General features: G+C 34.1%; 13 protein-coding genes and 1 pseudogene. 4 read left to right on the top strand and 10 right to left on the bottom strand.

The features are described from left to right. Positions 1-23: 23 nt before the first annotated feature. From GM3709_RS17050 to GM3709_RS17040, 3 genes are all read right to left on the bottom strand, one after another. Positions 24-1,391: an MFS transporter gene (locus GM3709_RS17050; RefSeq protein WP_060833029.1), complete on the bottom strand. Its 1,368-nt coding sequence runs from the start codon at positions 1,389-1,391 to the stop codon at positions 24-26. A 249-nt stretch (positions 1,392-1,640) separates the two neighbouring features. Further along, on the bottom strand, positions 1,641-2,462 hold the full coding sequence (gene recO, locus GM3709_RS17045; protein WP_066121505.1) for a DNA repair protein RecO: 822 nt from the start codon (positions 2,460-2,462) through the stop codon (positions 1,641-1,643). A gap of 198 nt (positions 2,463-2,660) precedes the next feature. Beyond that, positions 2,661-3,455: a type II secretion system protein J gene (locus GM3709_RS17040; protein ID WP_066121503.1), complete on the bottom strand. Its 795-nt coding sequence runs from the start codon at positions 3,453-3,455 to the stop codon at positions 2,661-2,663. A gap of 459 nt (positions 3,456-3,914) precedes the next feature. Between GM3709_RS17040 and GM3709_RS17035 the strand changes: the two genes are divergently transcribed. Further along, positions 3,915-4,214 (top strand): 2Fe-2S iron-sulfur cluster-binding protein, encoded by a 300-nt coding sequence (locus GM3709_RS17035; RefSeq protein WP_060832878.1) that lies wholly within the window; start codon positions 3,915-3,917, stop codon positions 4,212-4,214. Between the two features lie 357 nt (positions 4,215-4,571). Here the strand turns inward: GM3709_RS17035 and GM3709_RS17030 are convergent, their stop codons facing one another. From GM3709_RS17030 to GM3709_RS17020, 3 genes are all read right to left on the bottom strand, one after another. Then, positions 4,572-5,888 (bottom strand): four-carbon acid sugar kinase family protein, encoded by a 1,317-nt coding sequence (locus GM3709_RS17030; RefSeq protein WP_173645757.1) that lies wholly within the window; start codon positions 5,886-5,888, stop codon positions 4,572-4,574. A gap of 185 nt (positions 5,889-6,073) precedes the next feature. Beyond that, on the bottom strand, positions 6,074-6,745 hold the full coding sequence (locus GM3709_RS17025; RefSeq protein WP_060832877.1) for a response regulator transcription factor: 672 nt from the start codon (positions 6,743-6,745) through the stop codon (positions 6,074-6,076). A gap of 53 nt (positions 6,746-6,798) precedes the next feature. Further along, positions 6,799-7,851, bottom strand: coding sequence for a TrkA family potassium uptake protein (locus GM3709_RS17020; RefSeq protein ID WP_071828063.1), 1,053 nt, complete (start codon positions 7,849-7,851; stop codon positions 6,799-6,801). Positions 7,852-7,991: 140 nt separating this feature from the next. On the opposite strand from GM3709_RS17020, the gene GM3709_RS17015 reads away from it, so the two are divergent. Then, entirely contained in the window at positions 7,992-8,345 is a 354-nt protein-coding gene (locus GM3709_RS17015; RefSeq protein ID WP_060832875.1) for a helix-turn-helix transcriptional regulator, read from the top strand. Positions 8,346-8,367: 22 nt separating this feature from the next. Here GM3709_RS17015 and GM3709_RS17010 read toward each other — a convergent pair whose 3' ends face one another. From GM3709_RS17010 to GM3709_RS17000, 3 genes are all read right to left on the bottom strand, one after another. Further along, positions 8,368-9,528, bottom strand: a complete 1,161-nt coding sequence (locus GM3709_RS17010; RefSeq protein ID WP_060833027.1) for a DUF58 domain-containing protein — start codon at positions 9,526-9,528, stop codon at positions 8,368-8,370. Between the two features lie 212 nt (positions 9,529-9,740). Then, complete coding sequence (locus GM3709_RS17005) at positions 9,741-10,340, bottom strand: ATP-dependent Clp protease proteolytic subunit (protein ID WP_060832874.1); 600 nt, start codon at positions 10,338-10,340, stop codon at positions 9,741-9,743. Between the two features lie 132 nt (positions 10,341-10,472). Then, a complete protein-coding gene (locus tag GM3709_RS17000; RefSeq protein ID WP_060832873.1) occupies positions 10,473-11,159 on the bottom strand; it encodes an ATP-dependent Clp protease proteolytic subunit in 687 nt (228 codons plus the stop codon). Positions 11,160-11,508: 349 nt separating this feature from the next. On the opposite strand from GM3709_RS17000, the gene glpX reads away from it, so the two are divergent. Both glpX and GM3709_RS16990 read left to right on the top strand, forming a co-directional pair. Further along, positions 11,509-12,549, top strand: a complete 1,041-nt coding sequence (gene glpX, locus GM3709_RS16995) for a class II fructose-bisphosphatase (RefSeq protein WP_060832872.1) — start codon at positions 11,509-11,511, stop codon at positions 12,547-12,549. Positions 12,550-12,820: 271 nt separating this feature from the next. Then, on the top strand, positions 12,821-14,491 hold the full coding sequence (locus GM3709_RS16990; protein WP_066121501.1) for a transglutaminase family protein: 1,671 nt from the start codon (positions 12,821-12,823) through the stop codon (positions 14,489-14,491). 75 nt (positions 14,492-14,566) lie between these two features. On the opposite strand, the pseudogene GM3709_RS16985 reads toward GM3709_RS16990, so the two are convergent. Next, positions 14,567-15,833: pseudogene (locus tag GM3709_RS16985) on the bottom strand (IS701 family transposase). Positions 15,834-15,991: the final 158 nt, after the last annotated feature.

The raw sequence follows: 15,991 nt of genomic DNA, 5'->3' as shown, positions 1-15,991 counted from the left end.
GAATTTTGAACCTAATTAGTTCCTTATTTTCCAGTAATGAAAGAAGTTAATGTGCCTCCACCTATAGCTAATAAAGCTAACATAAAAAATACTATACGCAATCCGAAATAAGTTTCGGCTATCCCAGCTAAGGCTAAAGGTAAAGACAAAGCAATATTAACGGCGTTATTCTGCAATCCAAACACTTTTCCTCGCATATCAGGAGGGGTTTCTCCTTGGATAGTGGTTTGCATAGGAATCCCGACAAAAGCGGCAAAAATCCCTAAAATCACCGTCATTATTAAAGCAAAAAAGAGGCTATTAGTAGATATAGATAACCCCATTAAAGCACCAGACATACCCATAGATCCCCAAAAACTTAGTTTAGTATGAGAAATTTTGGTATCTTGATGTGTTATAATTGTTGCTCCGATCGCCATACCAACTCCAGTTGAGGCTAAAAGATAACCGAATTGAGATGCTTCCATGCCAGGAATCGTCTCTGCTAAACGTACTGCTAATACAGCTAAAGCGGCAAAAATTGAGAACAAAATTACTAACTGATAAAGAGCATTACGGACTCGATGATTTTTTTGTAAATAGCGTAATCCTTCTTTTATATCCTCTAAAGGATGTTTTTCTTCCGTTTGTTTATCCTTTTCTTTTTCTTTTGTATTTAAAATGATTAAAATTAATCCGGCAATACCATAAGACATTCCGACTAATAATTCTTGTCCATAATTAAAATTAAATTTCTCCCCCCAATTACCTACTAATTCTAAGATGGGATCACCAATAGCAAAACCAATAATTAACATTGCCATCATAGTAGTAGTATAAACAGAATTAGCGGCTAATAAATCTTTTTTCTTGACGATTAAAGGTATCGTAGCTTGTTCTGCTGGAGAGAAAAATTGGGTAGCGGTAGAAACTAAAAAAGTTATCAATAAAATTAGCCAAAATCCCCAAGGTAAATGTAAAAATTCTTGTTTATTATTATTACTTAATAAGCAAAAAGGGATAGTAAAAACTAAAATTCCTCTCAATAAATTAGAGGTAACTAAAACTACTTTTTTTGACCATCGATCGACATAGACTCCTGCCAAAGAGCCAAATAGTACTGCTGGAATTGTAAAAGATATCATAACTAAAGATACCCAACGACTAATACTTTCTCCTTCCGTTTTAAAATGACTACTAATAATAGCGATGATTAAAACCAGATAAATTTTATCAGCTAATTGAGAAAAAACTTGTCCCAACCAAAGTATAAGAAAACTTAAATTTTTCAATACACTCATAAATCCTGTGCCAAGCTGAGTTTTCTCTGATTTTATCTCTATTTTTATGCTATTTAAAGAGGGTGATTTTAGCTTAGATTGTTCTTCTTTTTCTGTGTCTGATACTGGCATTTTTTTAGTAATTTTAAAGCTATTATTAATTCTAATTAACTTATATTTAATCTTTTTAATTAGTATAAAATAAGTTATGATATTAATCTTCTATTTTTAGGAGAAAAAATCATTAAACTCTGAGGATATTTTCAAGAAAATATGCTATATAAATCATTCTAAAGTCTCATTGACTCACATCGAAATAAATTTCGATGCTAATAGCACAAGTCTGCTAAAGCGACTGAAAAAAGAAATTTTATCAAATGTTTATGACAATGGGACAAGAGTTTTTCCCAGAATCTCGGTCATAATCTGTGCTGATTTTAGCGCATGACCTAAGTAAAACTCAAGATAGTCTTTCAAGATTTTCTCGACTCTAATCCATGCTTTTTCAATGTGAGAATGAGAATAAAAAGAAGGGATATTTTCAGGAATCGCAAATATGGTTTTATCGGAAAGACTTTGTAATAATGCCAATTCGAGAGCGTTGAGATTGAGATCGATCGAAGTAGATGATATATTACTATGATGATTAATAATACCTCCTCCTTCAAAGCTAAAACCGACTTTCCAATCTTTTTGATCGAAATTGGGATTAATGGGCTGTTGGGTTTTTACACAGTAATAGGCATTAGGAGCAATTCCTGTGACGGCTAAAAAGTGAAATACTGCTTGAGATAGATAAGGAAATAGACTTTCATTGATAGATAGCTTTTCTATACGGTGTAGATGTTCATTGAAAAGAGTATATAATTCCGATTGTGATTGTTCGATCATCCCTAAATTTAAAATCAACTCGGCAAGATATTGAGTAACCATTAATTTCTCGATCGATTGGGTTAATTTAGGATAAGATTTTATAGTGTCAATTTCTATAATTCGATCGAGATTTTTGCCTTTAAGGATAGAAAAATGATTAACTATCAATAATTCTGTTTTTCCTCTCAAGGTTGATTTATGATTTCTTGCTTTTGGGGCAATGACTTTAACTAATCCATTATCAGAGGAAAGAAAAGTAATTAAGAGATCATTCTCTCCAAAAGGTTGCTTTTTGACGATAATTCCAATTATTTTATATGTGTTGCTCATTAAAGCAAATAGGACTCCTACAAAAGTGTTTTTATCTATTAGCAAGTAGATTATATATAGCTAGAATCAATTTAAGTATCGAAATCATTAAATTTATATAGTTTATAGTTCTTTTTGCTCACAGAATGAGAAATGATGCTACTCTTTAGAAAAAAGTGTTCCCGAAGCTTCTCTTATAATCATAATTGTTAAACAAGTCTATTGCGATCGACCAAAAGTAACAATTTCCGTAGAAATGGGCAGAGTATTTGAACCCGTATAACCATACAAAAATATTCTCACGAGACGATTAGAAGAAGTATTATTATTTAAACAAAAACGAAAGCCACCATTCCCAGAACTCATTCCACCATAAACAGTAACCGTTGCTGAAGTCGCCAATCCGACACCCTGCCAAGTACAAACAGTATTGGAATTGGTATTAATTAACCCATCAGCTATGGTTGTATCCAGATCATTCCAAGCATTACTTTGAGTTGCTAATACAACATTATTAAAGTCTACAGCTGAACCACTAGCATTATATCGCTGTCTTTTCAAAATGCCGGGCTTTAAAAATGGTTGATTAGTTGTGCCACTAATGTCTTTAAAACCATAATAAATAGCACTACCATCAGCTAAGATTATTTTCAGACATCTTTGAGAGTTTACCGCAGAAGTTGAACCTACTGCCCCAGAGTCACATTTTGTATCATCTGTCTGTAATACAGCTTGAACAGATTTAGCCTGTTTTACATCTTCCTGCATAAAAGCTAAAGCCCGTGCCAAACCATTACTTCTGACGCTTTTTGATTCCACATCTTGATTCGCTCTTAAAAGATTAATGAAACCACTAGCAGCCGCCGTCAAAACAATGCCACTAATCACTAAAGCGACTAATAATTCAGTTAAGGAAATACCCAAATTATTCTGTTTCCGTAGCTGTAGTAATAGTTTGATTAATTTAGTTTTATTCATATTTTCTCTTTCCTGATTTAATTTTTGCCACTTCATTTCATTCTCTTTTTATAGGAGTGGTTGGGAGAATTTAATTCTGTTGAATAATTGGAGATTGCTATATTCATCAATGAAAAATTTTGATGTTGCAAAAGAAACTTTTGACTTTTACTCAAATTCACTAAATTTTAAATTATTCTTTTTTAAAATATATATTTTAATTATATACTGGTGAAGATCATAATTTGATATTACATACTGATCTAGCCTCTAGGGCATAAATCCGTGGTTAAGATGAAAAATTCAAAATATTCTACTCTTGTTTATAGTATCTTGTCTTTAATTTCTACAACTAAACTTTATCGAACACACAAGTTATATTATCTCTTGAGGGAAATTCGATCGATAATCACTACCTTTTAAAATAGAGTTTTTGTTTTTCCGTACCAATTTTTTTTATAATTTCTTAATATTAGTATATAAAACTTAACATTTTAGAGGAGTTAACGAACAATTATGCCGACAATCACGTTTATAAACGAAAATAAGGACGCAGTAGCCGCTGATGGTGTAAATCTCCGAGAAAAAGCCTTACAAAATGGGATTGATATTTATAGATTGCGAGGTAAGCTAATCAATTGTGGTGGTTATGGACAATGTGCCACTTGTATTGTCGAGATTGTCTCTGGCATAGAAAATTTGTCTCCGAAAACGAATTTTGAAGAAAAAAAACTACGCAGAAAACCAGAAAGTTATCGTTTAGCTTGCCAAACTTTAGTTAATGGAGATGTAACGGTAAAAACTAAACCCGCTTAATTTTTTGCACTTTTCTTCTTAAAAAAGTTTAGAGTAACCTCAGTTCGATCCAAAATGTATGGGTAATAAGAAGGTATTAGGTATTAGGTAACTAATTGATGGAAAACTGTTAACAATTGATTTTACTTAGATTAATTTAATTAAATAATTCAATCAGATTTGGTATTTTTATAACCTAAAACCTAAACCCTAAAGCCTAAAACCTACCTACATCAAGGATTTTTTCTCGAACTCAGGTAAACCTTATGATTAATAAGGGTTTAATCAGAAAAAATTTATACAAATAAAAAGTATTAAAAATAATAAATAGTTGAAATAAATCAATTCTTATTATTTATTTTTCTCTTTCTCCATACCCTATTTTAGTCGTTGATAAGCAGTAACTAAACCTTGATCATCTCCTACATTTCCGGGGAATAAAACCACTGGTAGATTAGGAAAAAGATAATGATTTTCTGGTGTGATTATAACAGAACATCCTGCTAAAATTTGTCCTAACAATCTAGCTTCTTTTAAGGCTAAACCATCACTTAAAACATCATTGGAAGTAATGCCACCTTTACTGATTAAAAACCCAATATCATGGGGTAAACCTCGCACAATATCCATTAATACTTTTGATACTTCTTTGCCAAATTCTAGTCTAGTTTCGATGTTAGAGAAATTCAATTCTTGACGACTGGTATAAATTACAGGAGTTTTATTATTATTAAATGTTTGTACTACTTTATCTAAGGCTGATTTAATAATCTCCTCTCGTCTAACTAAATTATCTCTTAATATGGTTACATCAATTTCAACACCCACAATATCAGGCTGTTGTAATAATTGATTTAGTTGAGAAGTAGTTTTTTTGACATGAGAACCAACTATAACAACTCCAGAGTTAGCATGAGGTTTATATTTTGCCATATTTTCAGCCTCGATCGGTTGTTTACCTAATCTTGCCAAAGAAGTTAAAATACTGGCGGCACTACGAAAGAGAAATTTTTTACCCTCACTGGCAACTTGTAGCAAATCTTGAGCAAATTTATCTAAATCCTCTTGTGTTTCTCCATCAACCACAACACATTGATTATTTTTTAATTCTCGCAGACGATTTTGAGTGTTATTTCTAATATCGTTAAGTAAAAATCTTTCTACTTTATTGGCGGTAATTCTACTTTTAGTTTTTTCTTCTACATAATCAGGAAGATAACTATATTTATAACCAAATACGGAGTCTTGAGCAAATTCTGTTTTATGTACTGGGGTTTCCACACCATTGACTAAAAGATAATGAATAGAGTTACGGGTGATTCTTCCTCCTTCAAAAAAAGCAGGTATCAGAAAATGGGCATCAAATTCTCCTAATTCTTCAGCAATAACATCTGTTTCTAGGGGATAATGTCCCCTTAGAGTCGAATCCGATCGACTTACAACTAAATACTCTTTTATTTCTTCAAGTTCGATCGCTTTTTTTAGATTACAACATACTTCTTTTGTAACTTCTTTTGCATCATTAGGAGTTAATGCCCTTGTATTAGTTAAAATGAAAAAAATTGGTGCTTGATCACGTAAACCATCTCTTAAAGTATCAATATCCCATTGCATTAATAATAAACAACTATGGACTGTTTGAGAACCGGTGGGATCATCATCTAAAACGATTATTTTCGGCTGGTGATTCATGATAATTAGGTGTTTGGGTGTTTGGATGTTGGTGTTAGATGTTAGATATTCATCACCGTGTAATAAATCGAGCAGTGTTGCGAGGCATAAAGCAATCTACGGCTAAAGCGAGTCAATAACTATCATCACTAATTGCTAACTGCTGACTGCTAATTGCTAATTTTTCACTATTCACGATCAACTGTCAACTACTCTTTTAAGACATAACCAACTCCTCTGACGGTTTGAATAATTCTTTTTTCTTTGTTAGACTCTAGTTTTAGCCGTAGATAACGGACATAAACTTCAATAATATTAGAATCACCGCCAAAGTCATAACCCCAGACTCTTTCTAAAATTTGATCTCTCGTTAATACCTGTCGAGGATGAGAAAGAAGATACTCCATCAAATCATATTCTGTAGCAGTTAATTCGATCGAACGATCTCCCCTTTTTACTTCACGGGTACGACGATTAAGGGTAAGATCCAGAAATTGTAGTTGATCAGGATCTTCTTCGTTACTACGGCGCAAATGAGCACGGAATCTCGCCAATAATTCTTCGATGCTGAAGGGTTTGACAATATAATCATCGGCACCGGCATCTAATCCCGCCACTCGATCGCTAATTTCATCCTTAGCAGTTAATAATATAATAGGGATTTTACTGCCAGAAGTGCGCAGACGACGACAAACTTCTAAACCGGAAATACCGGGTAACATCCAGTCTAGTAAAATTAAGTCTGGATTAATCTCTCTTGCACAAGTTAACCCTGTGATACCATCATTGGCAACAATTACTTCATAACCCTCATATTGCAATTCTAACTCCAAAAATTTTGCTAATTTTTGCTCATCTTCTACTACTAAAATTTTATTCATAAAATCCTCTAAATAATTCAGAATCAGTAATTAGCACTTAATCATTCTCAATTTTACAACGGTGCTAAAATACTATTCAAAGACCTTAATTGTTCTGCTGTCCCCATACAAATTAAAGAATCGTCTATTTCTAATATACTATCTCCCGTTGGACCTGCGATAATATTTCCGTCACGACGACGAATAGCGACTACTAAAGCACCTGATTTCGATCGTAATCCTGTTTCACTTAAACTTTGGCCTAAATAGGGGCAAGTTTCTTGTAACAAAAATTCTTCCAAGTAAAAGGCTTTTTCTCCCCCTGTTAAAATACCATCGACAAAATCCATTATTTGTGGACGTAATGCGGCGGCGGCTAATCTTTTTCCTCCTGTAATATATGGAGATACAACTGCATCTGCTCCTGCTCGTTCTAATTTTTTCACAGCTTCTTCAGTACTTGCCCTAGCAATAGCTCGAATTTTAGGGTTAAGAGCTTTTGCTGACATAACTGTATATAAATTATCAGCATCAGAACTCAAAGCGGCGACAATACAAATAGCTTTATCAACTTTGGCTAGATACAGAGATTCATCAAGAGTAGCATCTCCTTGAAGTCCCAAATATCCTTGTTGTTGTGCTTTTTCTATTTCTTCTAACTCTGAGTCAATAATAATGAAAGGAATACCCTCTATAGCAAACTCCTTCGCTACATAATTTCCTGTACGTCCAAAACCGCATAATATATAATGATTCGATAATTTGTCAATCACATTCCTTTTCTGTCTTAAACGAATACTTTCCCGAAAATAACCTTGTAAAAATGCCTCTGTAACTCGATTAACTAAGTAACCGATAACGAGAATACCCATTAAGATTAATACCATCGTAAACAATCGGGATCGATCGTCTAATGGGTTTACTTCCCCAAAACCGACACTAGATAAGGTGATCATAGTCATATAAGCAGAGTCTATCAATGACCATTCTTCTATCAACCAAAACCATAAAGTACCAATCAGAAAGACTATTCCTAAAAGTACAGATCCCGCTATGAGTTCTCTTTTTAGTCTTACATAACTTTTTTCTAAGGCATATTTAGTTCTTTTCCGCTTTCTAAAGAATATATTATCTCACTCCTAAAATGATTAATTAATCAAAAACAGTTCACTACTTATTATTATCAACTATTAACTATCAATTCTTCCATCTATAGGATTTTGACAAAGTTAGTTGTAAAATGTAGATGTAAATTTACTATACTTTTATGGTTACATCCCAACAAGTACCTTCAGAAATTCTTGAACAAGTTGCAGAATATTTTAATATTTTGAGTAATCCGATGCGTCTGCAAATTCTGAATCTTTTAGGGGATGGAGAAAAATGTGTGCAAGAATTAGTCGATTTAACTAAAACAAGTCAAGCTAACGTTTCTAAACATTTAAAGATTATGCTGCAGGCTGGAATTATTAACCGTCGTCCAGAAGGAACATCTGCATATTATTATGTAGAAGATTCTCTAATTTTTGAGTTATCTCATCTTGTATGTAATCGTTTGGCAGAAAAAATTGAACAACAAGCCCTTCAATTTCGTAATTTAACTCTTGCAAATAAGTTATGAGTTACACTTATACAGTGCATTTTTATAGAGGTTTTTGTAACAAAGTTTGTAAGGGTATATCCTCATCATAAAAAATACCTAAAAGATTATCAATGGCAAGTTTATTTTCCGTGGAAGGAAATAATAACCAACGACTATGGGGGGAAAGTAATGATAAGGTATTGGGATTTTGAGATAACCAAATAACAGAGGATAAGGGTATGTCTTCAGTTTTTGTCACTCCAAAATCAATTCCTGCGAGAGTTTCTAACATAACTTGACTTCCTCTGATTAAGCCTTTATCTGCCGTCCATAATCTTACTTCTAATTGTTGACGACTAGCATAAAAATACATTGATGCGGCTGCAATAACGGCTGTTTCAAAATATTCTGGTTGCCACTGACTGGAGTTGTCTAAACAAATAATAATTTCTTCTCCTCCAGTAATAGTTTCTAATTCTCTTACTTGTAAATCTCCAAATCTAGCACTACTGCGCCAATGTATTAAACGAATAGGATCTCCATAACGATATTGTCGTAGAGCTTTAGTCACACCTTCTGTAGCATTTTGATAAAGTCTTTCACTTTGTTGTTGCTTAGTTTCTTGACTGCCAATAGTATCGATTAAAGGACAGGTTTGCAAAGGCAATACTTGAGGATATACGATCGCTTTACTTTCTACTAATTTTTGACGAGTACTATAAAATAATCCAAAAGGAGCGGCAGTTTTCAGTTGAAGATTATACCAATGATAAATTCCTCTTTTTTTGGTGTGGGCGTAGGATATTAATTTTAAAGTAGTTTGTGGGGGTAAACTTTCTATTCTGTGGGTAATTTTTCCTGACAATTCTAGGGGTAATTCATCTATAATCTCTATCAGTGTTTTTGTTTTTTTGGTAGGATTACTGACAACTAATTCGATCGTTAATTCATTTCCGGCACTAATAGCTTCTATCATCGATCTTTTTACTTGCAGTTGTTTAAGAGTATTGATTGCTACAAATAAATTTAAAGCCAATAAAGATAATAATATTCCGCTTAACACGTATAGCCAACCGGCCATAGTATTGGTAGCGGCACCAAAAAAACTTAAGGCAATACCAATTAAAATCCATCCGCTGTAAGCAGGAGTTGCCCAACGATTTTCTAACCAGTGAAAAAAGAAAATAATAAAATTGTTACGGGAAGAAGAATGATTTTTCATTATAAGGTTTTAGGGATTCGGTTATAGTTGATGAATGACTTGGAAGACAAAAAGACAGAGAGATAGGAAGACACTTATCAATAATAAATCAATTTTTTTCGTGATTTTGAAATTATTTACATTTTATTTCTACCTGTCTAATTGTCCAATTGTCCACCCCGTCTAGTTTTCACTAACTTTATTCCATCAAACTAAGGTTAAACCTAATACTTTTATACTCTATCTTCGATTACCTTATCAATCAATCCATATTCAAGTGCTTCTTGTGCTGACATAAAGTAGTCTCGATCGGTATCTTTGGCAATTTTTTCAATAGGTTGTCCTGTATGAAATGCCATCATTCCATTTAAGTCATCCCGAATACGCAGGATTTCCTTTGCTTCGATTTCAATATCGGTAGCTTGTCTTCTTCCTTGAACTCCTCCTAATGGTTGGTGTATCATAATCCGAGAGTGGGGTAAAGCTAAACGCTTTCCTTTTGTTCCAGCTGTTAGTAAAAATGCACCCATAGAAGCGGCTAAACCAACACAAATAGTGACAACTTCCGATTTGATATGTTGCATGGTGTCATAAATCGCTAATCCTGCCGTTACAGAACCACCCGGAGAGTTAATATAAAGATAAATAGGCTTATTATTATCTTCAGAATCGAGATAGAGCATTACCGCAATAATTTGATTGGCTAAACTATCATTAACTCCTCTACCTAAAAAGATAATTCGTTCTCGATAAAGACGATCGTAAATATTAACCCAGTCGCTGTAAGGTTGTCCGGGTGCTTGGTATGGAACTCTAGGTACTCCTATAGGCATATTTTTTCCTCTTGATTTTCTGATGGTGAATAGATAAAAGGTTCGTGGCAGAATGGCGAATTTAGAATGAAAAAGGATAATTCACAAGAATTTTAAACTCTCATTTCATTGAAGCAATTTATACCCTTAACATTAACCGACGGCGGATAAAGGTACTGGTAATTGTTTTGTGCTTTCTAAAACTCGATCGATAATGCCGTATTCTTTCGCCTGTTGTGGATTCATATAGAGCATTCTATCAGTGTCTTTTTCGATCTTTTCAGGGGGTTGTCCTGTTTTGTCTGAGAAGATATTGATCATCACTCTTTTATTCACAATAACCTCCCTTGCCCGAATTTGAATATCCGTAGCTTGTCCTTGCGCTCCTTGTCTAGCTTGATGCAAAATAATAGTAGCATGGGGAAGACTCGATCGACAGCCTTTTGTCCCAGATGCTAAAATCATGGCAGCCGTACCCATAGCTTGACCTAAACAGATAGTATGAACAGGAGGCTTAATATAGCTAATCGTGTCACAAATGGCGAAGGCTTCCGTTTCAAATCCGATGGAATCTCCACCATACCATGATGTACCCGTAGAATTAATATACAGGTAAATAGGCTTATCTGGATCGTCAAATTGTAAGAACAACAGTTGGGCGATAATTAACTCTGTTACATCTACCCCTAATTGATCTTTATATTCATCGGGAGAGACTAAAGGCAAACCTAAATAAACGATTCTTTCCTTTAACAATAAAGAAGGTAAATCTGGCGGAGGGGTGCGATAATAAGCATCTCCTCTATAAGGCGCACTTACAGCTTGAATTGGTGAATTCATCTTATTTTTTTTGTCCTAACTCAGCTTAAATAATACTTCTTTTGATTTTGACATAATCTCGTTACTCTGCGCGTTGGGTAATTACGAAATTCAGTAGATGAAAAAATCATCCTTGATGACGACTGGTGTTTGACATTAATATCACAACTTACCTTTAAATAAATTTCAAGAAAACCAACAGCAAAAGTTTCACAAGAGCGACTAACCTGATCATTACTTTGTTTCCAAATTTTCAGAATTATTTTAAAAATATTGGGATGTGATCCCTGACTCTGATAGACTTTTTCTTAATGACTTTTTATTAATTTAGATACCAATAAAATTAATTACATATCTTTGGAGGATATAAATGTTAGAAACAACTCTCGGTTTAGAAATTATTGAAGTAGTAGAACAAGCTGCGATCGCATCTTCAAAATGGATGGGAAAAGGGGAAAAAGATATTGCTGACGAAGTAGCAGTAGAAGCTATGCGCGAAAGAATGAATAAAATCAGAATGCGTGGCAGAATCGTGATCGGGGAAGGAGAAAGAGATGATGCACCTATGCTTTATATTGGAGAAGAAGTAGGTATTTGTACTCGTCCTGATGCCGCTCAAGTATGTAATCTTGATGAATTAATAGAGATTGATATTGCAGTCGATCCCTGTGAAGGTACTAATCTTGTAGCATATGGTCAAAACGGTTCTATGGCAGTGTTAGCCATCTCCGAAAAAGGCGGATTATTTGCCGCACCTGATTTCTACATGAAAAAATTGGCTGCTCCTCCTGCCGCTAAAGGTCACGTTGACATCAACAAATCTGCTACAGAAAACCTCAAAATTATTGCCGAGTGTATGAATCGTAGCATTGATGAGTTAGTTGTTGTTGTAATGGATCGTTCACGTCATAACGACTTAGTTAAAGAAATTCGTGAAGCCGGTGCAAGAGTGCGTTTAATTAGTGATGGTGACGTTTCTGCCGCAATTTCTTGTGCTTTTTCTGGTAGTAATATTCATGCCTTAATGGGTATTGGAGCAGCCCCTGAAGGTGTTATTTCTGCGGCGGCAATGCGTTGTTTAGGTGGTCACTTCCAAGGACAATTAATTTATGATCCTGAAATCGTTAAAACCGGTTTAATCGGCGAAAGTAAAGAAAGCAACCTTGAGCGTTTACGCAGTATGGGTATTACTGATCCTGATAAAGTTTACAACGCTGAAGAATTAGCCTCTGGCGAAACCGTACTGTTTGCAGCTTGTGGTATTACTCCCGGTACTTTAATGCAAGGTGTACGCTTCTTCCATGGTGGTGCGAGAACTCAAAGTTTGGTAATCTCTAGCCAGTCTAGTACTGCTCGTTTTGTCGATACTGTTCATATGTTTGATAAACCTAAAACTATCCAATTAAAATAATTAGGTATTGGGTGTTAGGTGTTAGGGATGAGGAATTAGAAAGGAACAAATTTTATTGCTGTGGCTATTTCATAAAGCAATTCCATTCTCCCAGTCTTCTTCCTTACCTTAATTAGTTTTTTGTTCATAGTAAGCAATTTCTGGGGCTTTGATTTTGGTATTGTCTTTGAGTAGTTGGGTTATGATAGCAAATACTGTCTTAAAATAAGCACAGATTCATCAATCCAATTCTTACTCCGAATCTTGTACATTGATTCCTCAATACTTAAACATGACTTCTCCTAGCACCCCCAAATTTTACCCCACGATTCGACCTATTGTAGCTACTTATCTTGACGGTATTTGTTTTAAAAATCAAAAATTATTTGCGATCGATTCCCATAAGGGTTATTTACTGTCTATTAATCCTGAAAATAGTGTCACAAAAATAATTAATAGTTCTTATTGGCAAGATTTCATCGGTGCGAAAGGCTTATGTATCACTGACGATAAATTATGGTTTACTAATAGGGGAGAAATTTATGTTTGTACGATCGTATGGGAAGAAGATGAATTAAAAATAGTAACTCCTCCTCAATTTTCTTTTTCTATTTCTTACTCTGCCAATGGTATCGCTATTTGGGAAAATACTCTCTACATTACCACCCAAAAAACCGGTCATATTTTGGTTTATTCCATCAGTGGAGATGCCATTACTAAGTTTTACTCTCCCGGTATTGGTTACGAAAATATCACCATTAAAGACGAAGAAATCTGGCTCTGTGATAATTTAGAACAAACGGTCTATTGTTTGGATAAGGTAACGGGAAAACTCAAATATAGTATGTTGACTCCCTTTGAATATCCTACTGCCTTAAGTTTTTATCACGATGACAGTGAGGATAGAGATATTTTATATGTTGCCTATAGTGATCAAGAACCTTATATTAGGGATAATCCCAACGCCGAGCCTAATCATGAATTACTCTATCGAGATCGAACTTTTGTTCATCCACTCTATTTCAAATATGATGAAGAAAAAAAACAAACCTTATCTAATGGTTTTCTCTTAGAAGTAACTTATTTAGAGGAAATTTCTCCCCTGGACTCGATCGAATTTAAAGATTTAGAGTGGCGCATTGCACTACCCACTGAAAGCGATCGACAAAAAATCAAAAGTGTTGAAGCCGTGGGTTTACCCTATGTCGAAGAAGACTATAATGGTCAAAAAGTAGCCTTATTTCAATTTCCTAAATTTCAATCCGATGAGCGTTTTGTTTTTGGTTGGCGTGCCGTTTTAGAAGTTTGGAGTATCAAATATCAAATTAAACCAAGAGATTGTGAAAGTTTACCCCCCTTACCCACCGAATTTGAAGGGAAATATTTAATCGATGACGATGATTTATCTATGAGTACCGATGTTATCTTAAGAGGTGCAGAAGAAGCTAGAGGCTCAGAAACTAATATTTTAAGAAAAATGTATAACATTCGTAACTATGTTTATGATCATCTTACTTACGGCATCAAACCCCATATAGATACTCCTGACATTGTTTTGAAAAGAGGTACTGGTTCTTGCGGAGAATATTTAGGATTATTATTAGCATTATCTCGGTTAAATGGTATTGCCTGTCGTACTGTAGGCCGTTATAAATGTCCCATGAAAGTTTTACAATTTGGAGTGCCTTTAGTTCCTGACTTTAATCATGTTTGGATGGAATTTTATATTCCGACTCTTGGTTGGTTGCCGATGGAGTCTAATCCCGACGATTTAGATGATGGTGGTCCTTATCCTACTCGCTTTTTTATGGGTTTATCATGGTATCATGTGGAGATGGCAAAAGACGTACCTTTTGAAACCCTTATAAGTCAAGGACTACCAGTTAGCAAAGAGAAAGCATCCATCGGGCAGTTAGCCATTAATCATGTTTGCTTTACTATTTTGCAAGAGTTACAGCCATGATAAATTAAAATACTTTTTAAATTAATGTTTAGCTCGTAATACATTAACAAAAAAATAGCGGTACTTAGACAAAAATTATGCCCAAATAAACCCTAAACTTGCTTTATATAAGCTAAATACTTCCACATTATCTTTTAACCATTGAAAGAAACGAAAAGATACTGCCGTCCGAAACGCTTCCAATGCCTCTGCAAAAGTATTTAAGGGTTTATTTCCCCATTGCCTTCTCAATCCCCCTGTCAAACGATGCCATTGAATAAAAGTATCGGCGCAAAATACCAATATAAAATGTCTCATTAAACTTCTTTTATTTCTCACTTGGTATTCTGATAAGCCTAACCATCCCTTAATTTCACGGTAAAATACTTCTATCCAATTTCTTGATGTATAAGTTTCTACTATCCAATTTGCACAGACTTTTTCTCCTGTTTCATTGGTCATTAAATAATCAATATCTGTGGACTTTTCAAAACTGGGAGCATTCATGACGATAGCTACGGTTTTTATTCCTGATAAGGCTGATAATTTAATTTTTATGGTTGCTACCCAAAGAGTTTTTTCTCTATTTTTACCTGTTTTTATTTCTTCAAAACTCTCTTGAGGTAATAATTTAGCTATTTCATCTATTCTTTTTTCAGACTCTCTCAAATCTTCTTTTACTACTTGTACTAATCTATTTTTTGCAATAATTCCTATATATTTTAAATTTTTTTGTTCTAATTTTTCTAATAAATTAGTATTGTTCCCATAACCCCCATCCATTAAAATTATTTGAGGATGGTAATTTCGGTTTAAACATTTTTCAATTAAATTAAAGGCAATATCGGGTTTTTTTTGAAATTGTGGGTCATCTTTTCCCAAGGGGAAATTTTCCGCTTTTTCATATAATTCAACGTCTAAGGGAAAACTTCTGACCCCATCATAAATGTGGGTGGTGACTGCGGATATTACCATTATCAGTTTTGCCAATTTCACCAATATATTGTCGTCCCACACAGTCAGTAAAATTGCCACTTTTACGATGACCTGAATCATCGATAATTAAAGAGAAAGAGCGACTTATTTTAGTTTGACGACATGAGGCAATAATTTCTAGTCTTTTATTATTTACCTCATCATAATTCCAAGTGGATTCTGTTAGGAAATGATGTAACTTATGATAAGTAATATCAAGATTATTATGGGCAATTTGAGTGAGATTTTTTCTTTGAGAATCACCTAATAAACCGCCCAAATAATTTCTAAACTCTCGTTTTTGTGCTTTTGTTTTTAATACAGGGTCTATTTTTTGGCACCAACGCTCGAAACAGGGTGGCATTGATGAAGATGTGATTTCTTTCATTTTGACCTAAAAACAATATAATGTAAATATTATAGCTTAATTGTTGTTATTGTTTTGTCTAAGTACCGATAGGCAAAATTCAATGTAAAAAAAAAACTCGTATGTTACCTACATGAAGTTTAATAATCTTTAAGAAACAAGTAATTTAGGAATTAGTA

It is taken from the genome of Geminocystis sp. NIES-3709 (assembly GCF_001548115.1).
GTDB lineage: Bacteria > Cyanobacteriota > Cyanobacteriia > Cyanobacteriales > Cyanobacteriaceae > Geminocystis.
The sequence above is the reverse complement of the archived record's forward strand: the minus strand, read 5'-3'. Positions and strand labels throughout refer to the sequence as shown.

Excerpts from the sequence above, each read along its gene's own strand:
- GM3709_RS16990 (WP_066121501.1), top strand. The coding sequence starts at position 12,821 with ATGACTTCTCCTAGCACCCCCAAATTTTACCCCACGATTCGACCTATT.
- GM3709_RS17015 (WP_060832875.1), top strand. The coding sequence starts at position 7,992 with ATGGTTACATCCCAACAAGTACCTTCAGAAATTCTTGAACAAGTTGCA.
- GM3709_RS17000 (WP_060832873.1), bottom strand. The coding sequence starts at position 11,159 with ATGAATTCACCAATTCAAGCTGTAAGTGCGCCTTATAGAGGAGATGCT.
- recO (WP_066121505.1), bottom strand. The coding sequence starts at position 2,462 with ATGAGCAACACATATAAAATAATTGGAATTATCGTCAAAAAGCAACCT.
- glpX (WP_060832872.1), top strand. The coding sequence starts at position 11,509 with ATGTTAGAAACAACTCTCGGTTTAGAAATTATTGAAGTAGTAGAACAA.
- GM3709_RS17040 (WP_066121503.1), bottom strand. The coding sequence starts at position 3,455 with ATGAAGTGGCAAAAATTAAATCAGGAAAGAGAAAATATGAATAAAACT.
- GM3709_RS17025 (WP_060832877.1), bottom strand. The coding sequence starts at position 6,745 with ATGAATAAAATTTTAGTAGTAGAAGATGAGCAAAAATTAGCAAAATTT.
- GM3709_RS17010 (WP_060833027.1), bottom strand. The coding sequence starts at position 9,528 with ATGAAAAATCATTCTTCTTCCCGTAACAATTTTATTATTTTCTTTTTT.
- GM3709_RS17050 (WP_060833029.1), bottom strand. The coding sequence starts at position 1,391 with ATGCCAGTATCAGACACAGAAAAAGAAGAACAATCTAAGCTAAAATCA.
- GM3709_RS17005 (WP_060832874.1), bottom strand. The coding sequence starts at position 10,340 with ATGCCTATAGGAGTACCTAGAGTTCCATACCAAGCACCCGGACAACCT.
- GM3709_RS17035 (WP_060832878.1), top strand. The coding sequence starts at position 3,915 with ATGCCGACAATCACGTTTATAAACGAAAATAAGGACGCAGTAGCCGCT.